This is a genomic window from Spirosoma liriopis (genome assembly GCF_023196085.1).
Classification (GTDB): Bacteria; Bacteroidota; Bacteroidia; order Cytophagales; family Spirosomataceae; genus Spirosoma; species Spirosoma oryzicola.
Map to the genome: position 1 here is coordinate 181849 of NZ_JALPRF010000003.1, position 24368 is coordinate 206216.

Annotated in this window: 19 protein-coding genes; 11 read left to right on the forward strand and 8 right to left on the reverse strand. The window is 51.2% G+C overall.

Annotation, left to right across the window (positions count from 1 at the left end):
• Nucleotides 1-72: 72 nt before the first annotated feature.
• Nucleotides 73-666, forward strand: coding sequence for a hypothetical protein (locus M0L20_RS17590; protein ID WP_248478283.1), 594 nt, complete (start codon nt 73-75; stop codon nt 664-666).
• A gap of 7 nt (nt 667-673) precedes the next feature.
• Here the strand turns inward: M0L20_RS17590 and M0L20_RS17595 are convergent, their stop codons facing one another.
• A complete protein-coding gene (locus tag M0L20_RS17595; protein ID WP_248478284.1) occupies nt 674-1708 on the reverse strand; it encodes a helix-turn-helix transcriptional regulator in 1035 nt (344 codons plus the stop codon).
• Nucleotides 1709-1986: 278 nt separating this feature from the next.
• Here M0L20_RS17595 and M0L20_RS17600 point away from each other — a divergent pair, with 278 nt between their 5' ends.
• Together M0L20_RS17600 and M0L20_RS17605 are read left to right on the forward strand one after the other, a co-directional pair.
• Nucleotides 1987-2871: a c-type cytochrome gene (locus M0L20_RS17600; protein ID WP_248478286.1), complete on the forward strand. Its 885-nt coding sequence runs from the start codon at nt 1987-1989 to the stop codon at nt 2869-2871.
• Nucleotides 2872-2943: 72 nt separating this feature from the next.
• The gene (locus M0L20_RS17605) at nt 2944-4461 is read left to right on the forward strand and encodes a right-handed parallel beta-helix repeat-containing protein (RefSeq protein ID WP_248478288.1); all 1518 of its coding nucleotides are present in this window, start codon (nt 2944-2946) and stop codon (nt 4459-4461) included.
• 82 nt (nt 4462-4543) lie between these two features.
• Here the strand turns inward: M0L20_RS17605 and M0L20_RS17610 are convergent, their stop codons facing one another.
• The gene (locus tag M0L20_RS17610) at nt 4544-5332 is read right to left on the reverse strand and encodes a glucose 1-dehydrogenase (RefSeq protein WP_248478290.1); all 789 of its coding nucleotides are present in this window, start codon (nt 5330-5332) and stop codon (nt 4544-4546) included.
• 232 nt (nt 5333-5564) lie between these two features.
• On the opposite strand from M0L20_RS17610, the gene M0L20_RS17615 reads away from it, so the two are divergent.
• Nucleotides 5565-7247 (forward strand): sodium:solute symporter family protein, encoded by a 1683-nt coding sequence (locus M0L20_RS17615; protein ID WP_248478291.1) that lies wholly within the window; start codon nt 5565-5567, stop codon nt 7245-7247.
• 56 nt (nt 7248-7303) lie between these two features.
• On the opposite strand, the gene M0L20_RS17620 is transcribed toward M0L20_RS17615, so the two are convergent.
• On the reverse strand, nt 7304-8203 hold the full coding sequence (locus M0L20_RS17620) for a DUF2911 domain-containing protein (protein WP_248478292.1): 900 nt from the start codon (nt 8201-8203) through the stop codon (nt 7304-7306).
• A gap of 67 nt (nt 8204-8270) precedes the next feature.
• On the opposite strand from M0L20_RS17620, the gene M0L20_RS17625 reads away from it, so the two are divergent.
• Both M0L20_RS17625 and M0L20_RS17630 read left to right on the forward strand, forming a co-directional pair.
• Nucleotides 8271-8810 (forward strand): NUDIX hydrolase, encoded by a 540-nt coding sequence (locus M0L20_RS17625; protein WP_248478293.1) that lies wholly within the window; start codon nt 8271-8273, stop codon nt 8808-8810.
• Nucleotides 8811-9107: 297 nt separating this feature from the next.
• Nucleotides 9108-9509, forward strand: coding sequence for a hypothetical protein (locus M0L20_RS17630; RefSeq protein ID WP_232562258.1), 402 nt, complete (start codon nt 9108-9110; stop codon nt 9507-9509).
• 70 nt (nt 9510-9579) lie between these two features.
• On the opposite strand, the gene M0L20_RS17635 is transcribed toward M0L20_RS17630, so the two are convergent.
• The 5 genes from M0L20_RS17635 to M0L20_RS17655 all read right to left on the reverse strand — a co-directional run bounded on the left by M0L20_RS17635 (nt 9580) and on the right by M0L20_RS17655 (nt 15862).
• Entirely contained in the window at nt 9580-10083 is a 504-nt protein-coding gene (locus tag M0L20_RS17635; protein ID WP_248478294.1) for an O-acetyl-ADP-ribose deacetylase, read from the reverse strand.
• Nucleotides 10084-10117: 34 nt separating this feature from the next.
• The gene (locus M0L20_RS17640; RefSeq protein ID WP_248478295.1) at nt 10118-11779 is read right to left on the reverse strand and encodes a S8 family serine peptidase; all 1662 of its coding nucleotides are present in this window, start codon (nt 11777-11779) and stop codon (nt 10118-10120) included.
• Between the two features lie 290 nt (nt 11780-12069).
• Complete coding sequence (locus tag M0L20_RS17645) at nt 12070-13671, reverse strand: aldehyde dehydrogenase (NADP(+)) (protein ID WP_248478296.1); 1602 nt, start codon at nt 13669-13671, stop codon at nt 12070-12072.
• Nucleotides 13672-13727: 56 nt separating this feature from the next.
• On the reverse strand, nt 13728-14867 hold the full coding sequence (locus M0L20_RS17650) for an amidohydrolase (RefSeq protein WP_248478298.1): 1140 nt from the start codon (nt 14865-14867) through the stop codon (nt 13728-13730).
• A gap of 68 nt (nt 14868-14935) precedes the next feature.
• Complete coding sequence (locus M0L20_RS17655) at nt 14936-15862, reverse strand: sugar phosphate isomerase/epimerase family protein (protein ID WP_248478300.1); 927 nt, start codon at nt 15860-15862, stop codon at nt 14936-14938.
• Between the two features lie 169 nt (nt 15863-16031).
• On the opposite strand from M0L20_RS17655, the gene M0L20_RS17660 reads away from it, so the two are divergent.
• The 5 genes from M0L20_RS17660 (at nt 16032) to M0L20_RS17680 (ending at nt 24335) form a co-directional block, all read left to right on the forward strand.
• The gene (locus M0L20_RS17660) at nt 16032-16979 is read left to right on the forward strand and encodes a threonine ammonia-lyase (protein ID WP_248478302.1); all 948 of its coding nucleotides are present in this window, start codon (nt 16032-16034) and stop codon (nt 16977-16979) included.
• A 26-nt stretch (nt 16980-17005) separates the two neighbouring features.
• Entirely contained in the window at nt 17006-18496 is a 1491-nt protein-coding gene (locus tag M0L20_RS17665; RefSeq protein WP_248478304.1) for a glycosyltransferase family protein, read from the forward strand.
• Nucleotides 18497-18774: 278 nt separating this feature from the next.
• On the forward strand, nt 18775-20466 hold the full coding sequence (gene pyrG, locus M0L20_RS17670) for a CTP synthase (RefSeq protein WP_248478306.1): 1692 nt from the start codon (nt 18775-18777) through the stop codon (nt 20464-20466).
• Nucleotides 20467-20570: 104 nt separating this feature from the next.
• Nucleotides 20571-22424, forward strand: a complete 1854-nt coding sequence (gene yidC / locus M0L20_RS17675; RefSeq protein WP_248478308.1) for a membrane protein insertase YidC — start codon at nt 20571-20573, stop codon at nt 22422-22424.
• Between the two features lie 120 nt (nt 22425-22544).
• The gene (locus tag M0L20_RS17680; RefSeq protein ID WP_248478310.1) at nt 22545-24335 is read left to right on the forward strand and encodes an ABC transporter substrate-binding protein; all 1791 of its coding nucleotides are present in this window, start codon (nt 22545-22547) and stop codon (nt 24333-24335) included.
• Nucleotides 24336-24368 lie beyond the last annotated feature (33 nt).

Below are 24368 nucleotides of genomic sequence, written 5' to 3' on the forward strand. Positions count from 1 at the left end.
TCTCGTTAATCAAAGCGAGTGGTTTTTCGGGCCGTAAACGATATATTGCTGATACCGTTCACTGTCCAGACGATGTTTGTTCGTTACTTTCTGTTTGTTCTATTCTTGTTGCCGTATTTAAGCGGTGCTCAGTCAACCGTAGCAGGCTTGGGAAAATACCGCATTGGCTTTACGAAACCGGATTCGCTTGATGCCACTGCGTTTACGGAGCAGGATCAATCCTACGTGAAAGGAACAATCGCGTTACCCTGTACACACATCCGGACATTCACCGCAGCTAACGCAACAGTAGCGGGTGTACCGATTACCAACCTTTCTTTATTCTTCTATGACAACACCTTGTTCAAACTGGCCTGCGACTATAGCGATCCGTTAAAAGAGGTCTTTCTACAGCAGCACGGGTACGGCGTTGGCAGTCCAGCAAGACGCTTTTCGTTGTGTACCAGCGAAAGAGACAAGCCCATGCTGGTGTGGAACGAAAGCTGGTTGAATGCCGACCTGCTGGCAATGGTTGTTCAGCGAAAAGGGTATACCGTTGACTGCCAGCCGGAAGAGGGGGCTAAGCTGATCATCGCCAGTCAACGGTTCACCGCTCTATCGTCGGACTGCGAACTGAAACCCATCGATTCGTTCATGGAAGAATTCGATAGCCGTGTTAATCGGTAGTGTCGAATCAGGCAAAAACAGTCGGGAAAGAGTTGGCGAGCGTCCGGTGTTTGCCGTGCTGATACTGAGAAGGGGTTAGTCCGGTATACTTCTTGAAAGCGATGGAGAAATGCTGCGAATGTTCATAACCAAGCCGGTCGGCTACCTCATCGACGGTAAGGGTGCAATGGCGTAACAACTGCCCGGCGTAATCCATGCGTAGCTTGCGCACATAGTTGAAAACGGTCGTGTCAAACAGCTGCTTAAAGCCTTTTTTCACCTTGAACTCGTTCAGTAGACAGTGGCGACTCAGCTGGGCCAGGCTCATATCCGATAGAAAGTTAGCGTCCAGATACGCTTTCAGCCGATTCAGTTTTTCGATTTCGTCGGGCCGGATTGTGTCGTCATGGGCCGGGGACGTTTTAAGCTGGTCGATTTCCAGCGCTACCAATTCGAGTACTCTGGACTGAATCAGCAAATTCCGCATGGGACCCGTTGCGTTGCAGTTTCGGATGCCCTCGATCAAATGAAGCATCGGTAGCGTAATGGGCAGCGGAGCCGTAGCCGCCGAAAAGGGACGTTGGTGAGCCAGATCGGTTAACAATCGTTCGCTCCAGGCATCGTCATGACCAATGGCCGACGCGAAAAAATTCTTATCCAGATTGATATGCAACATGGCGATTAACTGGTTTCCTTTCACCGAGTTTATGTCTTTTCCCTCCGGAACGTAGATCAGATTGTGCTTCTGCGGACTCATATCGAGCGCGTGCTTGAGTCCGCTGAAACGCGTGTGAAGGTAGCCGTCGAGTTTAAAATTAATGCGGATGCTATCGGACGGACTTTCGTCGTGGAGTTCCAGATCTTTTGTGGTATTCCAGCGCATGTCCAGCACGTGCATATGCGGGAAGCAAGCACTTTTCAGCTTAAACGAACCCCCGTCGGGGTGGCAGTACTGGTCGAAGGTATCGGTTGCGGTACAGGTAGGCGTCGGGGGTACGTCCTGCGGAGAGGCAACCACTTTGAAGCTGAAAATATCGTCAGAGTTTAGTACAGTAGAGACCATAAGTTATGCCTTTGGAAGAGCCCAGCCGGGACGATTTAGCGGAGTAGTTCAAAAATAGGCGATAGACCAGGCCGGGTAAATCCGGACAACAGTCAACTGCGAAAAGGGTGTGGCTAACTGCCGACTTCGCTGCCTGAATTGAAAACGGCTTTTTCGCGATAATCCGGTTTGCGTAGTTCCTTATCCGTTTCGCGTAGGTGGTGAGCCTGCTTTGGTGTTGAGTTTTGCAGCGTTAAAAGGCCGTTGGCAGGCCCGTTAACCAAAAGACAACAACACGAATGAAAGCACTCGTAAAAATTGGTAAATGGATCGGCGGTATCGTGCTAAGCCTGGCCGTCATACTCCTCATTGCGTATTTCTTTATCACCAACAATATCAACCAGCGAACGGCAACGAAACACAGCTTCGCCACCGAAACCATAGACATCCCCCGCGACAGCAGCATCGTGAAGCGGGGCGAACACTTGGCGGTAATCAAAGGATGCATTGAGTGTCATGGTGAAAAGCTCGACGGCAAAATCATGATGGACGATCCGGCGCTGGGTCGGCTCGTCGCTGCTAACCTGACAAAAGGTAAAGGCGGATTACCCGCTGATTACAGCACCGCCGATTGGCTGACTGCCCTGCGTCACGGTGTTGATCGAAACGGACGTCCGCTGTTATTTATGCCTTCGCACGAAACAACGTTACTGTCGAAGCAGGATTTACAGGCCATCATTGTGTACTGCCAGCAGGTGCCAGCGGCTGACCATGTGGTGCCCGCCAGTAAACTCGGCCCAGTAGTCAACGTAATGGCTTATCTCGACAAGATGCCTTTGCTGTCGGTGGAAAAAATCGACCACAAACTACCTATTGTGGCTAGCGCCGACACGACCGAAGGCATCGCTCAGGGTAAGTACCTGTCAATTTCATGCAGTGGTTGCCACAAGCCTACGCTGAAAGGCGGTGAGCCAGTAGCACCCGGTATGCCTCCCGTACCTGATCTGACCCGTACCGGCCACGTTGGTAAATGGACGCAGGCGCAATTTATTCATACGCTTCGTACGGGTAAAACGCCCAGCGGCCATCAGATCAACAACGACAACATGCCCTGGAAAATGACCGCTCAGTACAGCGAGAAAGAACTGGCTTCATTGTATCAATACTTCCAGACAATCCAATAAACGCGAGTGGACGATCCGAAACCGCGCACTTTTTTTTCGTAATCAAATCAATCCTGTCAAACAACAAAGAACATGAACTACGTTGCTACCCATGCTCAAGGTCCTCGCCCCACGAGGCTGGCATTCGTTAAAAAAGTAAGTACCTTGCTGCTAAGCGCTGCGTTGCTCGTGGCGGGCTGTAAAAAACCGCAGGTCGAACCCGTTGATGCGCTGACCGCCAACGCAGGTCCTGACCAGACAGTTCAGGTTGGACAAATCGTAACTTTAGATGGTACAGCATCGCACGATGGTCAGGGTAAAGCTATCACGTTTCAATGGACCGTGACGAAGAAACCAGCGGCCAGTACGGTCACGTTAACGGCACCCACTACGGCCAAGCCAACGTTTGTACCTGATGAAGTGGGCGAATACGAACTGGAGGTAGCTGTTTCGAACGGGGCTATAACAAACGTTGACAAAGTTCTGGTTACGGCTTCTGTTGCGCAGCCGCTGACGCTGGATAAAGACATTACGGTGAAGACAATACTGGAGGATCGCATTGCTAGTCCGAATCTGCCGGACTATGTAGTTCCCAGAAACATTGCCGTTAAGCACGAACTGACCATCAAGCCCGGCGTTGTAATTGCGTTTGAGCGGGATGTACGGTTTGACATCAACGACGAGGGTGGAATCCTGATTGCCAAGGGAACAGCCGACAAAAAGATACGTTTCATCGGGGTTGGGCAAACCAAAGGGTACTGGATCGGTATTATGCTGTATTCCGAAAGCAATGTTAATGTGATGGAGCATGTCGAGGTATTACACGCCGGAAGCCGAACCATGCTGGACGGTAAAAAAACGGGGATGGCCATGTTTAAGCAGAGCCAACTGGCACTGAAAAACAACCTGTTCGCGCAAAATGACGGCTATGGATTGCTTGTTCAGGAAGAAGCGATTCTGCGTGAGTTTTCGACAAACGTATTTAGCAACAATAGCGAAGCCGGTATCATCGTATCGACGGAAAACGTTGCCAAACTGGACGTTGCTTCGGTATTCACCAGCGGCAACGGGCGTAACGTGGTAGAAGTGAATGGGTCGTACATCGGCCATTCGAACGGCAGCGACGGCGAAATCAACTGGAAAGGTTTTGCCGATAAAACGCCGTACCGGCTGCTGAATACCATCGCGGTACGCACTGGCTGGCGTCTACATCCGGGCGTAACCGTCGAAGCTGCGCGCGATGTCACGGTGATTATCAACGAAGAAGGGTATCTGCTGGCTAAGGGAACGGCTGAACAGAAGATCCGGTTTACCGGAGCAGCCAACACAACGGCGTACTGGGTCGGAATTTTGAGCCACTCGACGAGTACGCAAAACAGCATCGATCAGGCCGAGATCAGCAACGCGGGCAGCAAGGCGATTGTATCGGGCAAGCGGGCCAATCTGGCGCTCTACGGCCATGACGCAGCTATGACTATTCGCAATACCCGGATCAGTGGGAGTGGGGGTTACGGTATTCTGGTTGGTTACTACGCGTCGATCAACGACGATGCCAACGCCAGCAATACCTTTGAGGGTAACGCGCAAGCCCGTATTCAGTACGAAGAATAAACAAATCAACTAAAGGAAAAGTCCTGCCCAAACTCAGTTCCTATTGAGTTTGGGCAGGACTTTCTCGTATGTCAGCTGACGGTTAGATTACTGTTCCGCCATCGGCATAAAACAAACTACCAGTGCTGTACGAGGACGCATCCGAAGCCAGGAAAAGTGCCAGTGGGCTAATTTCGTCGGTTGTACCCATGCGGGCAATGGGCAGTCGTTTGGTGAAATGGTCCAGAATTTGCTCGTTCTGCCAGAGAGCCTGACTAAACTTGGTTTTGATCAGGCCGGGGCAAATGGCATTGACGCGGATACCGTCGGGTCCCCATTCCTTTGCCAGCACCTTGGTTAGCATATTGAGCGACGCCTTGCTGACGCTGTAGATGCCTAAACCGGGATCGGGTGTGTGACCGGCAATGCTGCTCATCATGATAATACTGCCGCCACCACGCGCTTTCATGCTTGGATAACACAGTTTACTTAACTCAAACGGAGCCTTTACGTTGGCTTGCATGATCTTGTCGAATGCCATACCATCGCAGTCGAGCGCCGGTCCAAAAACCGGGTTTGATGCCGCGTTATTGACCAGAATATCAATGCCGCCATACACGTTTACCGTTTTGTCAACCAGTTGCTTTAGCTGCTCCATATCGCCAACGTGAGCGGCAATGCCAGTAGCCTCTCCGCCCTGCGCCCGTATGTCGGTGGCTAATTGGTCCAGTACATCCTGCTTGCGGCTGCTTACAACGACGTTTGCGCCGAAGCGGCCATATAGCCGGGCAATGTCTTCGCCAATACCTTTGCTGGCACCCGTAATAAGGGCAACTTTGCCGGTGAGGTCGAATAACATTTTTTCGTTGGTAAGGGGAGACTGGCTTTCCATGCGGCTTTGTTGTCAGGTACGGCCGCAAACTAGGGTAATCAGCAGGTAATTCAAAAGGGATCGTCAGATTTACATTAATTTCGCCGTTATTAGTCATCAACCCACCTTTTATGTCCGAAAAACCGTCCGACTTGCCTCCATTTGTCAGCTCCTGGTCTCAGCTCTACGCGATTGTTATTGGTAGTCTAGCCGTTGAAATCGTTTTGTTTTACGTTTTAATGCGCTGGCTTTCATGAGTACACTGGATTGGAGTATACTGGTTCTGACGTTGTTGGGCGTCATGCTGTACGGTGTCGTCCGCAGTCGAAAAAGCCAGAGTATGGACGATTACCTGCTGGCCGGTCGGTCGTTACCCTGGTATCATGTTGGGTTGTCGGTCATGGCAACGCAGGCTAGTGCCGTAACTTTTCTGTCGGCACCGGGGCAGGGATTCAGCGACGGAATGCGCTTCGTGCAGTTTTATTTTGGCTTACCACTGGCTATGGTCGTTCTGTCGGTGACGTTCGTGCCGATCTTTCATAAACTCAAAATTTTTACGGCCTACGAATACCTGGAAACCCGTTTCGACGCACGAGTTCGGACCTTGACGGCGGGCTTGTTTTTGCTCCAGCGGGGCCTTTCGACCGGTTTATCCATCTACGCGCCAGCAATTATTCTTTCGACCATTCTGGGCTGGAATATTTACTGGACCAATCTGATCATGGGCGGAATTGTCCTGATCTATACCGTTTTTGGCGGGACAAAAGCCATCTCGTACACGCACCTCCAGCAAATGGCGATTGTCACGTTTGCGATGGTACTGGCTGGTTACCTGACCGTTAAACTATTGCCCGATGGAGTAGGCTTTGTCGATGCGCTGCACGTAGCGGGCAAAGCCGGTCGTATGAATCTGATCGACCTCAAATTCGATCCCAACAGTCGCTACAACATCTGGTCAGGGCTGATTGGCGGTTTCTTTTTACAGCTATCTTATTTCGGCACCGACCAGTCGCAGGTGGGGCGCTACCTGACCGGAGAGTCGATAGGACAAAGCCGGTTGGGACTGCTCATGAACGGCTTGCTGAAAGTGCCGATGCAGTTCCTGATCGTGTTGGTTGGCGTGCTGGTGTTTGTATTTTACCAGTATAATCCGTCGCCAACGTTTTTCAATAAGCAGGAAACAGACAAACTCAAAGAAGGTCCGTACGCCCGCGCGTATCAACTGGCCGAAATAAAGCACCAGAACTTGACCAGCCAGCGTCAGCGGGTCGTTGCTGATATGCAGGCCGCTCTCCAACGCAAGGACGATGCCGCGCAGGAAGCAGCCACCACCAGCCTACGCGAAACCGACGAAGCGCTAAAAACGGTAAAAGACGATGTGGTGAAACTCATTAAAGAAAACAACCCCGCTGCGGATACCAATGACGTGAACTACGTGTTTCTACGGTTTGTGCTCGATTACCTTCCACACGGACTGATTGGTTTGCTCATTGCCGTAATTTTTAGCGCGTCGATGGGGTCCATTGCGGCTGCTTACAGTTCGCTGGCTTCCACCACCGTCGTCGACGTATACAAGCGGTTGTATAACCACGACGGCGACGACGCGCACTACCTGACGGTGTCGCGCTGGGCTACCATCGGCTGGGGGGTATTCTGCATCGTTGTCGCGCAGTTCGCCAACCAGTTTGGCAGTATGATCGAAGCCGTCAACATTCTGGGTTCCCTGTTCTATGGCGTTATTCTGGGCGTGTTCGTGGTTGCGTTTTACGTCAAATCAATCGGTGGCGCAGCTACGTTCTGGGCGGCCATCATCGCGGAGATTCTGGTTATTCTCAGCTGGCACTTTGAACTGACGGCTTTCCTGTGGCTGAACGTGATTGGATGCCTGTTGGTTGTCGGTATTGCGTGGGTCCTTCAACGATTGATTCGGGCTTAATAAAAAGGTCCGCTCCAGAATCTGGAGCGGACCTTTTTATTGATTAGTTACTAAGCTTACGCTTTTTTCTTGCCTTTTGCACCTTTGGCGGGTGTAGCGGGTACTTTGGTCGAATATTCGGCGATGCTTTTTTCAATGCCCTCTTTGAAGAAGGAGAAAGCAGCATCGTTTGAGGACTGGCCGAGCGTTAGCGCTTTCTGGGCAACGGGCAGCGCATCAGCATATTTACCCATCTTACCCAGAATCTGTGATTTAACGAACAGGTTCCGGTACGTTTCTTTTGCGGCCACCGACTTGTCGATCCAACTCAGTGCCTGATCCAGATTACGACCTTTCGACAGATTGTAGCTGGCGGCTGCCTGCAATACCGCCGGATCGTCGGGTTTTTCGGCTACGGCCTTGTCTACGTTGGCGGCTGCATTCGCCGAAACGTCAACGCGCAAATCAGCCGTTGCTTTAACGTCGGCCCACATAAAGTTTAGTTTCGCGGTGCTGTCGGTTAGATCGCTGAAGCCGATGGTGAACGTTTCCAGTTTTTCACCCGTCGTCGTTGGCTTGAGTTGAACGCGCAGTACGTCTTCGTCCTGCTTGTAGTTTTGTTCGGTAACCGATTTGTTTTTGTTGAAAATCAACGTCCAGTCGTTCTTGTCGGGAATCGATAGGATGGCGTAGCTTCCGGCGGGGAGCGTTTTGCCATTGATCATCACATCCGTTGATGTCGTGAAGGCCGTTGCGCCATTGGCACCCGTCCGCCAAACTTTACCCGCTGGTACAAACGCGTCCGTAAAGGGCGTACGACCTTTCAGGCTCGGCCGGGAATAGGTAATGCTGAAATCGGTGGTCCCAAGGGTTTGCCCTACCGTTGCGCCAGGGCTAGGTGATGGCAACTTAATTTGAGCGGTGGATAACTGAGCCGCCAGGCAAAGTGTGGCGACCGAAAGCGAAAGTTTACGCATGATTGTCTATAGAGTAATCCAGAAAACTGGACCAAATTGCATTTTTTTACGCAGAAATACCAATATAATGCACCGTTATCCACTAATTACGTTACTAAAGCAGCACCAGCCAGCCGATTCAACAGAACAAGCGATGACCCAGGACACGCTTTCTTTTGTCCAGGCTAATGCCGATTGTTTTGAACGAAGTCTGCTCATTGGCCACGTGACCGGCTCGGCCTGGATTGTCAGCCCCGATCGTCAGAAAACCGTATTGATCCACCACCGAAAGCTTGATCGCTGGTTTCAGCCGGGGGGACATGCCGATGGCGATCCCAACATTGGTGGTGTTGCGTTTCGGGAAGCCGAAGAAGAGACAGGACTGACCTCATTAAAGCCCATTAGTCCGCAGATTTACGACGTGGATGTTCATCCCATTCCGGCCCGTGGCGACGTGCCTGAACACCTGCACTACGACATCCGGTTTTTACTCGAAGCCGATCCGAACGAGCCATTTGTCCTCACCGATGAAGTCAATGCCGTTCGCTGGTTATCGATGGATGAAGTACAACAACTAACGGATTCCGAGTCGGTACTTCGCATGATTCGGAAGATGAATAGCTACTAGTTACGCGCTGATTTTCTGCTAGATAGAAGGAAATAGACCTATACCACTTGCCTTGGCGTAAATTCAGTCCTTGCTGGTACCAAAAAAGTAAAAAAATTAATGTGCACTGTTGGAGCGAAATGCTGAATTTTCACTTGTTTATGGTGAAAACGGGCAAAAATTATACTGAAAAACCCATAAATAGGCATACGCTGGTAAAAAATCGGCTTTAACTATAAATATAGTAGCTCTTTTTCTTGTTTTGATGGTATAGTAAAAAGCATAGTTTTGCTTTATAACAAAACCACAGAAAGAGTTATGAAAGCTGCATTCACAGTACTAATCAGTCTGGGGTTACTGGCTTTTGCCGTGCAAACTCAGGCGCAGGATGAGCGAAAGCTCCGTAAGGACCCGACTTACTCGACGCATAACTATAAACATGCCAACAAAGCCGCTACGGCTCGGCGTTGGGAAAGTAATGCCGGCGTCGCTGTTCAGCAGCCATCTCCGGCGGATGCGCGTCTGGCTGACTACAAAAAGTCGGTACCCAATGCACAACCTGCTGGCGGGATAACGGTCGATCATACACCTTCAATGAGTCTGGCTGATCGGAATTACAAAATACAACGAGTGTCAGAGCCAAACAATTCTGATAACAACTCATACGTTAAACAACGCAGACAAAAATCGGATAGCAGTTCCGTTATTGGAAACGACTAATAGGCTTGACGATTCAAACAATAAGGCGTTCTCCGATTAACCGGGAACGCCTTATTGTTTGAATCGTTTGCTAGTAGATCTGCTTTTTGTAGCGATCGTAATTTTCGGCGTCAAAGCAGATAAAGACAACGTCTTGGAGGGAAGTGGGCTGGGCCAGCGCCTGCCTGACGCTTGAAATTGCTATCTCGGCGGCTTTGTCTTTAGGATAGCCGTAAATACCAGTACTGATGTTTGGAAAAGCGATACTCACCAATGCCTTTTCCTGCGCAATAGCGAGCGACCGATGATAGCAGCTTGCCAACAAGTCAGATTCTCCGTGCGCACCACCCCGCCAGACCGGACCAACGGTATGGATGACATACTTGGCCGGTAGACGGTATCCTTTGGTAAGTTTGGCGTCGCCGGTTTTACAGCCGTGTAGCGCGCGGCATTCGGCGAGAAGCTCAGGACCCGCTGCGCGGTGAATGGCTCCATCGACCCCACCACCACCCAGTAGGCTTTCATTGGCTGCGTTGATAATCGCATCAACGCTTTGCTTGGTGATATCTCCCCGAATAACCCGGATTGCTGCCATACAAAATTGATTCTTAGTGTATTACGAAATCCGCTTATCGTTTTATCACCTTCACGGTTCGCTTCTTATCACCCGAAACGAGTGTCAGAAAGTATAACCCTGCCGATAAATTTAGGTTTGGTAAAACGAAAGTGGTAAGACCACTATAGGTTGCGCTGTTTCGCCATAAGACACGGCCTGCCAGATTGATAAGGGTAGCCTCGATGGGTGTATTCGCTGCGATTTCACCCCATTGAACTGCCAGTGGCTCTGTTTCACTAAATGGGTTCGGATACACCAGCAATTGACTGTAGGTAGCGGCCAGAGCGGAGGCCCGTTCAAAATTGGGAATACCATAGCCTAACTCGTCATTGGGGGTGCTGTACTGGCTGCCTGATTGACGCAAGCTCGCGGTTACCTGAGCAGCCGTGAGTTGGGGGTGCGCCTGCCAGAAACCAGCCGCCAGACCCGCAACCAACGGTGTCGCGAAGGAAGTGCCATTGCCTGTTCCGATCAAGCCGGAAGCCAAGCCAAGGACGACGCCCTGCCCTCGGGCAACCAAGTCAGGCTTCACGCGTCCGTCTGGCGGGGGGCCAAACGAACTAAAGGAAGCGCGCTGACCGGTTTGGGTGACAGCCCCAATAGCGAGCACAGATACGGCATCGGAAGGTGCGGTTATGTAACGCCACGGTTTATTGCCTTCGTTTCCAGCGGCTACCACGACTACCATTCCCGTTTCCGTAGCTATTTGGGCCGCCCGGCTGGAAAGCGCCGTTTTACCGTCCATGTCCTGGTACGTGTAGCTGGTTGAAGCATCGTCGAACGTAGAATAACCTAACGATGAACTGATTACGTCAACACCGACGCTATCGGCATATTCTGCGCCGAAAAGCCAGTTGGCTTCTTCCAGCCGGCTTTCTGAATTGCCTATTTCGGTACAGAGTAAGACAAACGATGCTTTGTAGGCCGTCCCGTATAACTGATTGTCAGTCGTAGCTGCGATAGCCGACAACGCCTGAAGGCCATGATCATCACCTTCATAAACGCTCGTTTCTTTTCGAACGAAATTATACGTGGCCAGTACCCGACTTTCGCTGAAAAGTGGTTTCAAAAAAGGAACTTGATTGGCATTTCGAAAACCGGCATCCAGCACGGCAATCAGCATGCCTTCGCCATGATAACCTTGCCGATGCATGTTATCAACTCCAATCTGTTCGACCTGAAATTTTGAATCACCGTAGGCTAGCGAGTCTTGCTCAACTTTAGCCAATTTGCTGATCGTTGTGAGGGTGGCTTCGGCACTAATCCGGCGGCTGGAAAGCGAGCGGCTAAAGTCAAGTCCTTTTACAAACGGTAGCTTTTGGATAGTCGCCAGCGTCGCGTCGGTTGCTTCCACCAAAACCGCGTTAAGCCAACGCGACGGAAACCAGATTTTGGCACCCGCCTGTTGCAGCTGGGTTATATACGCTGGATTGACCGGTAAATCGCGTTCCCGAACCGGGATGTTTTGCTTTTGCCGACGTAGGATGGACCGTTGCGATAAAAACTGCTCCGGTTTATTGACGCTGTAGGGCGAGTTCGCTTTATCGTTCAGCAGCACTAGATACTTACCCTGACTAAAACAATTACTCTGAATCAGTATAGACAGGAGCAGGAACCAGATGCGTGTGTGTACTGCCGTACTCGTAGTTGCGGTCGATTTGTTGGATACCCTCATTGCCTGTTCGTCGTACTGTATATGAAAACGTGGTCGGACGGCCTGCTATTGTGCCTTTGGTAGGCATAACCGACTGAACGTCTAACGGTTTCGATTCATATACTCTTGACCATAGGCAGGAAAGAGAACGAAGGAAATATCCGGGGTCACCGTCAGCGTATTTGACGAATTGCCAGGTAAATCGATGGATGGGGAATTTATGCTCGACGTGTAATCCGAAGAAACAGTTCTCAGTGTGGTGTCGGTTTCTCAAAACCGACACCACACTGAGAACAAGGCCTATTCAGTTATTACGACTTCGTTAACTCGCCATCGACATTGCGCCAGATGCCGAGGGGGTTCGCATTTTGCAGGGCCAACGGCAATAAAGCGTCTGGAAAACTTTGGTAGGTGAACGGGCGCACAAACCGGAGAATAGCTCCGGTACCCACTGAGGTACTACGACCGCCGTCGCTGGTAGCCGGGAATGGACCGCCGTGGGTCATTGCTTCACTAACTTCGACGCCCGTTGGGTAGCCTCCGAATAACACCCGTCCGGCCTTAGCCTGCAAAATAGAAACCCAATCAAACCCAGTCTGCCCGAGTTCGTCCGGGGTGGCATAGAGCGTAGCCGTTAGCTGGCCTTCGAGTGTTTCCAGGCATTCGGCTAGTTCGGTTTCCGTCTGGCAGGTGATGATCAGCGACGTTGGACCAAAAATTTCTTCGCTCAACGCCGGACTGCACAGGAAAATCGGCGCGGTCGTGGTCATCACGGCAGGGCGACCTTCGGTGCGGCTGTCGGCGGATTCCGTTTCTGATTCCGCCAGCATGTGCACACCGGGAATGACGCGATTATGCTGAACACCTTTGTGGTAATTTTGGCAAATGCCCGCGTTCAGCATCGTGGCCGGAGCCGATGCGCGTATTTTTTCGGCTACCGTATCCAGAAAAAGCGTGGACTGCGGTGAGTCGAGCAAAAAGACCAGACCCGGATTGGTGCAGAACTGACCAACGCCCAGAGTTATCGACGCAGCAAGCCCTTCGGCTACTTTCGTCGCGTTTTCCTGAATGGCTCCCGGCAAAACAACCACTGGGTTTACGGCGCTCATTTCGGCATAAACGGGAATTGGTTCGGGCCGTTCCTGAGCGATTCGCTGTAAGGCCAGACCTCCCGCCCGCGATCCGGTAAAACCGACCGCTTTGACCGCCGGATGAGCGACCAGTTCCCCGGCTACTTCGTTGTCGGCGTGCAGGAGCGAGAAAACACCGTCGGGCATATCTGTTTTCTGAGCCGCCGTGGCAATCGCCTGACCGACCAGCGACGAGGTGCCCGGATGGGATGGATGGGCTTTAAAAATAACCGGACAGCCAGCCGCCAGCGCCGAAGCCGTATCGCCCCCCGCTACCGAAAAGGCAAGCGGAAAATTGCTCGCTCCGAAGACCACAACCGGGCCCAGCGGTACCAGCATCTGACGCAGGTCGGGGCGGGGGAGTGGCTGACGGTCGGGCAGGGCCGGATTGATGCGGGCGTCTACCCAGGAGCCTTCGCGCAACAGCCTGGCAAACATTCGAAGCTGCCCTGTCGTGCGACCCCGCTCGCCCGTCAGACGACCCGTCGGTAAACCGCTCTCCAGCACGGCCCGCTCAACCAGCATGTCTCCCAGCGCTTCAATTTCGGTCGCGATGGAATCCAGAAAATCGGCGCGCCGGTGAGGGTGAAGTTTGGTGTAGGCTGCAAATGCCGCGGCTGCCTTTTCTACCGCCTGATGAGCCTGTTCGCTCGATACGTTGGTAAATTCATCCGTTAGCTGTTCTTGGGTGGAAGGAGTAAAGGCTTTAAAGAAATCGCCTTCGCCCGCGACGGCTTCGGTGCCGATGAAATTAGCGGTAAATTGGTACTGAAGTGTTGACATGTGTTCAAAAAGTAAATAAGTCAGGGACGCAAAATCGTTGTTTTGTTACCGCTGTTTTAAGCATGGTGGTCTTCTATAAGCGCCAGAAACAAGCGGGCCGCCGGTTCAATCAGGTTATCGTTAAAATCATAATCGTCGTTGTGCAGAGCCGGTGACTGCTCCCCGGCCCCAATGCCAAACATCGCCCCTTTGTGGTGCTGCGTAAACAGCCCGAAATCTTCGCCCCATTTGAACGGCTCTTGCTTTTCAAGATACGGAAACCCTAATTGAAGCGCGCTGGTTCTGATTTGTTCAACGGCATCCGGATCGTTTTGGTTGGCAAAGAAGGCTTCCGTGGTAGCTGTTTCTATAGCAATGCCGCTTCCCGCACAAAGGTTCGATAACGTAGTCAATAGCCGGTCGGTTAAAACATCCATTTGCTGATTCGTTCGCGTTCGAAGCGTTAAATGAACTTCCCCGTAACCCGCCGACACGCCGTACGATTTTTCGCCTAAGGTACTATAAACCGGTGTTAACAAGGCAAACTCGTCGGAACCAGGATCTGTGTTTTCCAATTCCTTACTAGCCAACATGAACAGCGCCATCAGATAAGCTGGATTGGTTCCTTTTTCGGGTTCTGCTGCGTGCGATACGTTGCCTTTGAATTTGACGATCAAACTTTTAACGGCTGGCGTAAAATCGCCTGGTCTGCACACGATGACGCCTTGCGGATACCCCGGCAAGTTGTGTAAGGCAAAAACCTGGTCGGGACGAATGGATGCGAAGGCGGGATCTTGTAGAACGGCTTCTGCCCCTTGGCCTGTTTCTTCGGCGGGCTGAAAGACGAGGTAAACCCGACCTTTAGCTGGTGGTTTCCGACTTAAAAAAGAAGCGAGTCGGGCGAGGATAGCCGTGTGTCCATCGTGGCCGCATTTGTGCGAAACACCTTTGTGAAGCGATTTATGCGCAAACTCGTTTACTTCATGAATCGGCAAGGCGTCGATATCCGCTCGGATAAGCGTGACGGGCCCCGACAAGTCAGTGCCATATTGGAGTAGTAGACCGGTGTTGCCCACTTCCGTTAATTTGACCGGATTAAACGGGCTGACGAACGCCTTAATCCGCTGCTGGGTAGCGAATTCATGAGTGGAAATTTCGGGAAAACGGTGCAGCTCCCGTCGGAAGGCAACAAACAGATCCGGGTTTTCGGCGGGCATAATCAGCAAGAGAGAAAAACTATTCTGAAGCGCCGATCTACCTGAACGGCGCTTCAGAATAAGCGGTATTAAACCATAGCACCTACGCGTTCCAGCAGGGCTTTCGTTTTGCGGATACCTTCGTATTCGTCTACTTTATCGCCTTCATATTCAATACCGGCAATACCTTTGAAACCGCTGTCTTTGACGATCTTCATAATGCGGTTGTAATCCGTTTCAACGCAGTTACCGTTTGCGTCGAAGTTGTAGGTTTTGGCTGACACGCCTTTTGCGTAGGGCAGCAATTCCTGCGTACCCTGATACCGATCATATTCTTCTACGCAGCTATGGCCCTCGCCCCGCTTAAGGCAGAAATTACCGAAGTCAGGCAGGGTTCCTACGTTTTTCATGTTCACCTGCTTCATAACGCCCGCCAGCCATTTGCCTTCCGACGAATAGCCGCCGTGATTTTCGACAATGACGTTGATGTTCATGGTTTTGGCAAATTCGCCGAGCTTACCGAGCCCTTCAACGGCGGCTTTAGCTACCTCGTCAGCGGTTCCTTTCCCGGCGGCATTGACGCGGATGGTTTTGCAGCCCAGGTACTTGGCGCACTCGACCCAGCGGTGGTGATTTTCAACCGCTTTACTCAGTTCGGCTGTGTCGGTAGCGCCCAGATTACCTTCTCCGTCGATCATGATCAGGTGGTTCGTGATGCCGTTGTCTTTGCAGCGGGTCAGCAGGTCATTGAGGTAAGTTTTATCCTGTGCTTTGTCCTTGAAAAACTGATTGACGTATTCAACGATACTGATGTCGAACTCTTTGCGGGCAATGCCCGGAAAATCCAGATTCGTAATTTTTTTGGCGAACAGCGCTTTGTGTAGGGACCATTCCGCCAGCGAAATGTCGAAGAACATTTTTTTCTTACCAGCTTCGGCAAACGCAGCCGGGGCAATTGATAAGGCAGCCAGTGATCCGGCGGCCTGCTTCAGAAACGAACGGCGATTCGTATTCATGGAGGAAGGGATTTAGTACGTGAGTTTTCGAAAACAAAAGACAGCGATCCTAGCCAGAAAATCAAGTTGGCGCGGAAGACAGCCGGTAAGAAAAGGGGTATCCAGCGCATAATTACCTGCCTAGCGGACGTTTTCTTTGTAATTTGCGCCCTTCGATGCTTCAAAATCCATGATCTCTTTAGCTACCATCCGTGAGGCACACGACCGTATTCGGCCTTACATCCACCGTACCCCCGTTTTAACGAACCACACGATCAACGACCGGGTCGGAGCCGAGCTGTTTTTTAAATGTGAGAACTTTCAGAAAGTGGGTGCTTTTAAAGCGCGGGGTGGTTTGAACGCCGTGTTGCAGGTTGCCGAACATCAGGAAGGAAAGGCGATTACGACGCACTCGTCGGGCAATCACGCCCAGGCGGTTGCCTTTGCCGCCCGTCAGGTTGGAATGCCTGCTTACATCGTGATGCCACGCACGGCTCCCCAGGTCAAGAAGAACGCGGTGCGAAACTACGGGGCCGACATCATCGAATGCGAACCTACGCTCGACGCTCGTGAAGCCGGGGTTCGGGACGTCATCGAACGCACCGGAGCCGTACTGGTCCATCCGTTCGACGATGACCGGGTGATTGCCGGACAGGCTACGGCGGCCAAAGAACTGATCGAAGATTTTGGTACGGAAAAATCGTTCGATACGATCCTGGCTCCGGTTGGTGGGGGCGGTCTGCTCAGCGGAACATCGCTGATTACCCATTACCTGTCGCCCACGACGCGCGTGATTGCGGGTGAACCGGAAGGAGCTGCTGACGCCATTTTGTCGTTTCGCAGTGGCCGGGTCGAAAAAGCGCCCTACATCAACACCATCGCGGACGGACTCATGACAAACCTCAGCGAGCGAACACTACGCCTGATTCGCGAACACGTCGCTGATATTCTAACCGTTTCGGACGAAGAAATCATTGCGGCAATGCGTCTGGTGTGGGAGCGGATGAAAATTATTATCGAGCCCTCGTGTGCCGTGCCGTTGGCGGCTGTACTAAAACATAAAGATCAGTTTGCGGGACAGCGCGTCGGTATTATTTTGACCGGAGGCAATGTAGACCTGGGCAAGCTGCCTTTTTAACGATACCGCTCGGATTACTCCCTACAATGAACACAAGTTTACAGTTGATACGTCGCGATTCACGGTTACGGTGGCTCCTGCTTTTCTCGCTGCTTCTACAGATTATTTTCTGCATTACTCAGGTTGGTTTTCTGCATCCTGATCAGCATTTTCAATTAATCGAGTTTTCTTCCTGGCAACTGGGCGAACCATCCGGGGCCACCGGGGTGTGGGAGCTGAAGAGCCATATACGGCCTACGCTTCAGGTGTACCTATTTTCGGGCTTCGTTACCCTGTGCCGGTTTTTGCAGATTAATTATCCGTATAGCCAACTAGCTGTTCTCCGAGTCCTTTTTGGCGTATCCGGGTTCGTCTTGTTTAATGCCCTGGGTATTCATTACTTCAAGTCGGACAGAAAACGACTCTTCCTCGTATTGCTGCTGATCAACTTGTCCTGGTCGCTGCCGTACGTTCGCACCCTGTTCAGTTCCGAAATCGCATCGTCTATCGTGTTCTTCGGCGCTATTCTCCTGTACGAAAAGAGAAACGACCAATTCGCCTATGTTTTCCTGACCGGACTGCTGTTCAGCCTGGCGTTTTACTTTCGCTTTCAGATCGCGTTCGGCATTGTCGGATTCGGAATATGGTTGCTGATCATCGAAAAAAAATACAGTAACCTGCTGCCCCTGGCCATCGGCTTTCTCGTCGGGGCGGGTATCAACGTATTCCTCGATTACCATTTTTACCACCAGCTGGTATTTACCCCGTACGACTATTACCGGGTCAATATCACGGAAGGTAAAGCGGCTGAATTCGGTACGTCCAGTTTTGTGTGGTACATCCTCATGCTGACCCTGGTGGTGGGTGCGCCACCGTTTAGTATGTTCTTATTTTACTACAGTCTGAAAGGGGCTCTGAAAGAATACCGGCAGCCAATCGTTTTGGCCGTCGTCTTTTTCGTTTTGGGCCATTGTCTGGTGGCGCATAAAGAAGAGCGGTTTATGTTCCCGGTTGTCAATATCATGCCGATTATTGCGGGCTGGGGATTACCGTCCTTTATCCGCTATTATGAGCGGGCAGAAAAATGGATTCGACTGATTATAAAAGGAGTGATGAATTTCAGTATAGGACTGAACGTACTGGTGTTGGTGCTATTTCTGGTGTTGAATCCGTATTACCAAAGCGTTGAATTTTCGCGCAAACTGGTCAATTATTTCGACGGAGCAAGTCCAACGGTTTATTGCATCGATCACACACCCTTTGAAACAGAAAGCCATTTGCAACTGATGTTCTACCGTCGGGCCGCGCCGGATATGAAACTCGTTGAAATGCACAATCAGGATTCGATTCGTTATTTGAACAATGCGTGGCTGGCAACTACGTACAACGACGCTAAAGAAAAACTTCCACTCCTGGACAGCCTTGGGTTTAAACCGCAGCTTTATTCGTCGACGCCGTTGTGGCATGTTAACCAATGGCTCCAATCAAAGAATATAGGTACCATTAACAATATTTGGGTACTGTACAAAAAGGAGTAGTCATACAGCAGGTGGTGTCGGTTTTGAGAAACCGACACCACGCGGGCGGCCCCGCCGACACCACTGTACGATTCAATTTGCTTCATCGGTGGGGGCGTGTTGAGGTCATGTCAGGCGAAGGGCTTTGTGAATTTAGAAAACAAGGACAGCTTTCCTAAGTACGACGTTGACTAGTAGTGGATTAGCTAGGAGAGTAACTTTTTCCTGAATTTCTTCGCTCTTTTTCGGCTAATTTTTCGTACTTTTACATCCCGTAACGACCAAAACAGGTTTGAATCATGGCGGCTACGGGACCAAAATCCGCGAAATATATTTTTGTTACGGGCGGGGTAACTTCATCACTTGGCAAAGGCATCATTGCCTCTTCACTGGCCAAACTTCTTCAATCGCGAGGGCTTACGGTAACGATCCAAAAATTCGATCCGTATATCAATATCGACCCTGGTACACTGAATCCTTACGAACACGGTGAGTGCTACGTTACAGACGATGGCGCTGAAACGGACCTCGATCTGGGGCACTACGAACGCTTTTTGAATCGCCCGACTTCTCAGGCGAACAACATCACCACAGGCCGTATCTACAACAACGTCATCACGCGCGAACGCCGGGGCGATTTCCTGGGAAAAACCGTTCAGGTAGTTCCCCACATCACCGACGAAATCAAGCGGAATATCCGGTTACTCGGTGATACGGGCGAGTACGACATCGTGATTACCGAAATCGGCGGCTGCGTGGGCGATATCGAATCACTGCCTTTCGTTGAGGCTGTTCGGCAACTTAAGTTTGAACTGGGTGAACACGATACACTTGTCATTCACCTGACGCTGGTACCGTACCTGCAATCGGCGGGCGAGTTGAAAACCAAACCAACGCAGCACTCCGTTCGGATGTTGCTCGAAAATGGCGTTCAGCCTGACATCATCGTATGTCGGACCGAGCACCCCTTGCCGCAGGACATTCGCCGGAAAATCGCGCTTTTCTGTAACGTGCAGGTTAGCTCCGTTATCGAAGCCATCGATGCCGAGACGATCTACGACGTACCGTTGCTGATGCAGAAAGAGCGGCTCGATCAGCGGGCGCTGTACATGATGGATCTGTACAACGACCGGGATGCCGATCTGGACGCGTGGAAAGGATTTTTGGGGCGGCTTAAAAATCCGGGCGACACCTTGAAAATCGGTCTGGTTGGTAAATACGTAGAGTTGCACGACGCCTACAAATCGATTGCCGAAGCGTTTATCCACGCCGGTGCGGCCAACGAATGCAAGGTGCAGCTGGAATGGATTCAGTCCGAAACACTGGTTGACGAACACCATTGCGCCGAGGTTCTACGCGATCTGGACGGGGTATTGGTTGCGCCTGGTTTTGGCGAACGGGGAATCGACGGTAAAATCAACGCTGTACGTTTCGTGCGCGAAAACAACATTCCGTTCCTCGGTATCTGCCTGGGTATGCAAATGGCTGTCATCGAATACGCCCGCAACGTGATGGGTATCGAAGACGCGCATTCGAGCGAGATGGAACCGGATACACCGAACCCGGTTATCAGCATGATGGAAGAGCAGAAAACCATCACCGATAAGGGAGGTACGATGCGGTTAGGGGCGTACACGTGTAAACTGAAACGTGATTCGCTGGCGCATCAGATCTACGGTAAAACGCAGATCAGTGAGCGGCATCGGCACCGGTACGAGTTCAACAACGATTACCAGGATCGGTTCGAGAAGGCAGGTTTACGCCCAACGGGAATTAACCCCGATACGAATCTGGTCGAAATCGTTGAACTGAAGAGCCACCCCTGGTTCGTAGGCGTGCAGTTTCACCCTGAACTGAAGAGCACGGTTATGAATCCGCACCCATTATTTGTGCAGTTTGTACGGGCCGCGCTCACCTATAATCAGCAGAAACGCACCGCTGACACGCCAGAGCGCTCCGCTCCTGTAGAAACCGTCGAGGTGGTTGATTAACCGCCGATATTGGCGTAATTTTGCCAAAAATAATTTTCAGTCGTCAGTCTCGGTTCTACTAGGGTTTGACCGAGACTGATGACCGAAAATTGAAATCATAGAAAATGGATCGTAATCAAGTAATTGGCATTGTCCTGATTCTGGCGATGCTGGTCGGCTATCAACTGCTGGTGCCGAAACCCGCGCCCGAAAAACAGGCTGCCCAAAAAACGCAGACAACAAAACCAACAACAGCGTCGGGCGCGGCTGCGGCTATCACCAAGGCCGAACAACCCCTCGACTCAGCGGCAGCCAAAGCGCAGTTTGGCGACTTCGCAACGGTAGCAACCGGTGAAAACCGCGATATCGTCGTTGAAAACAAAGACATAAAATTAACCTTCAGTACACAGGGTGGTCGGGTTAAAGAAGTAATCCTCAAAAACTACAAGACCTACGATCAGAAGCCACTCGTACTCATCGATGATCAGCGCAGCAAAACGCTGCTGGAACTGCCAACCAACCGGGGCAAAGTCGATTTACACAAGCTTTACTACCAGACTACGACGCAGAGCGGTACGGTTAGCGGCCAGCCCCAGCAGATTGTCTTCCGGGCGGAAGTAGCGCCAGGTCAGTCCGTCGAGCAGGTCTATACCGTTCCGGCAGAAGGCTACGTACTGGATTACGACCTGAAACTGAATGGTCTGTCGAGCACCGTAGCTAACGGCGATATTCGTTTTTTCTGGGAAGACAAAATGAGCCAGTACGAGAACGATTTATCGAACAACCGTCGCGCGGCTACCATCGATTACCTGACGGCTGACGAGAACTTCGAGAAGCTGACCGAAGGTGAAAGCAATCAGGAAGTTACGGTGGAAGAACCCGTTCAGTGGTTTACCATCAAGCACAAGTATTTTCTGGCGGGTTTTGTGGCAAAAAATGCGCCCATGCCCAAAGCCGATTTTAAAGCGCTGGTCGATCCGGCTGATAGCAGTGTTGTCAAAACGGCCGTAGCCGACGTAACCTTGCCAATTGCTGACGTGAAAGCCGGTAAAGGACAGTACAAATTCTACTACGGTCCCAACGATTTCCAGTTGCTGGGTAGTGTAGCGCCCGAGTTCGACCAGAACGTTTACCTGGGTTACTCGATCCTGAAGCCGATCAACAAATACTTCTTCGTGCCCGTATTTAACCTGCTGGAGAAGTTTATCTCGAATTACGGCCTGCTGATCATCGCGCTGGTTGTCTTCGTAAAGCTGCTTTTGACGCCACTGACCTACAAATCGTACGTGAGTATGGCCAAGATGCGCGTTCTAGCCCCTGAGATCAATGAGATCAAGGAGCGCGTGGGCGACGATATGGCGAAGCAGCAGTCGGAGCAGATGAAACTTTATCAGGAAGTAGGGGTTAGTCCGTTGAGTGGCTGTATTCCGGTGTTGGCTACCATGCCTATTCTGTTCTCGCTGTTCATGCTGTTTCCAAACCTAATCGAACTGCGGCAGAAACCCTTCCTGTGGGCCAGTGACCTTTCGACCTACGATGCGTTTATCACGTTCCCAACGCTGCCGTTCATTGGCGGACACCTGAGTTTGTTTACGGTACTGATGACCGCGTCGTCGATTGCGTACGCTTACTACAACAACCAGACCACGCCGACTCAACCGGGGCCGGTAAACATGAAGGCGTTAAGCTACGTTTTTCCGCTGATGTTTATGTTTGTTCTGAACTCGTATCCAGCCGGTCTGACGTTCTATTATTTTGTATCGAACATCGTAACGATTACGCAGCAACAGCTTATTCGCCGGTTTGTTGACGAGGATAAAATTAAAGCGGTGCTGGACGAAAATCGTCGGAAAAGTGCGTCGGGTCAGGCCAAGAAACCCGGTGGTTTCCAGGCGCTGCTGCAAAAACAACTGGCTGCGGCTGAAGAGGCTCGCAAACAGGCTGACGAAGCACAACGGAAAGCAAAACAGAAAAAGTAACGGTTACGGTCAGTCCACGGTTTTGACAATAGAATCGAAACTGTCTGGTAACAGCCAACAAAAGCAACGCCCAGGCGTTGCTTTTGTGCATTAACCCAAATAAACAACATGAACGGTAGGATGAATTATCGTACACTAACGATAGTTAGTTTGCTTTTGCTTCTAAATAAACTACTCGCTGTAGCGCAGGTTTCTGGCGATGCGTTAAAACGGTATAAAGCAGCCGTTCAGTTGGTGCAAACGGGCAATTACGAGCGGGCTAGGGCAGACCTGAATACCATCATCCAGCGGGAGGGCGCTTTGGCGCCCTATGCGCACTACTACTATGCGCTTGCTGCCTTCCGGCAACGAGATTTTACCCAGGCTCGGCTGATGATCAAACAGCTGATGAATCGCTACCCGAACTGGCAAAAAATGGACGACGCGACTTATCTATTTGCGGCAACCTGCATGGAAACCGGGCAGTATGAAGACGCACTTGACGCCATACAGCAAATCCGGAATCCAGCTTTTCGAACCGATGTGACAAAGCTGGAACAGGCTTTTCTGGGACGAGTGACAAATTTGAATCAACTGAAGCAACTGAACAGAGAGTTTCCTGATGATCGTATCGTGGGGCTGGCTTTGATCGACCTAATTCAGCGAACAGCTACCGATAAAGATGATCTGGAATTGTCGGATCGCTTAACAAACCGCTTTGGCGTACCCGGTACGGTGGGCCCTCGTTCGACAAGTACGGCAGCTTCGACTACCCCCTCAGCGGCTACCCCAACCGCAACGACGCCCGCTCAATCAGCCCGTAACACGCGGGCAAAAGGCTATTACAACGTTGCCATTATGTTTCCGTTTCGCCTGGACGAATTTAATCCTGATAAGCGTCAGCGGTCCAACCAGTACGTGTATGACCTGTACAATGGCATCAAGATGGCGAAGGACAAGTTGCAGGAAGAAGGAATAACTATCAATCTGTTCGCCTATGATGTTGACAATGATGCGAACAAAACGCTGGAACTGGTCAATAGTCCTGCTTTTACCCAGACGGACATGATTATCGGTCCGCTTTATGTCGAGCCGAACCGGATTGCATCGACGTTTGCCAATCAAAACAATATGTTGCTGCTGAATCCCATTGCTACCAGCAGTGAATTGGTGAGCAACCAGCCCATGTCGTTTTTGGCACAGCCATCCCTGAACCAACAGGCGCTGAAAGCCGCCGAACTGAGCCGTAACCTGAAAGGATTGCGCCGGGCGGCTATTTATTTTGGTTCAACCCGCAAGGATTCGTTGCTGGCTACCGCGTATCGGAACGAGCTGAAACGGCAAAACTACCAGATTCTTGACTTCCGAAAGGTGAGCGGTTCGGCTCAGACAATGGCCGACGCCATGAAGCTATCAGGTACCGCAACGCCCACCCGTTCAACCTCGGCAACCACCCCGGCTACCGTCACCCCCGTTTCGGTAGGACATGTTTTCTTTGCAAGCAGCAACGACGAGGAAGGTAACCGAATGATCGACGCTCTGAGCCGCCGTAAAGTAAATGGGCCACTAATTGCTACGGCATCGGCCTTTGATTTTTACAAGAACGGTCCCTCAACCTTTACCCGTCGGGATCTTTACCTGCTTTACCCGGATTTTATCGACTCATCGCGGGAGCCGGTTACTGCGTTTGAAGAAGAATATCTAGCGAAGCAGAACACCATTCCGTCGATATTCGTCAGCCAGGGATATGACATGATGCTGTTTTTCGGGCGTCAGCTGGCGAAGAATGGCACGCAGTTCCGTAACAGAAACAGCCTGCGTTCCGATACGGATGATTACCTGCTATCGGGCTTCGATTATACACAGAGTAACGACAATCAATTGGCGCCAATCGTCAAGTTCGAGGACGGACGATTTGTGAAGATTAACTAACGATCAAAAGAGTACGCCATAAACAAACGGTTT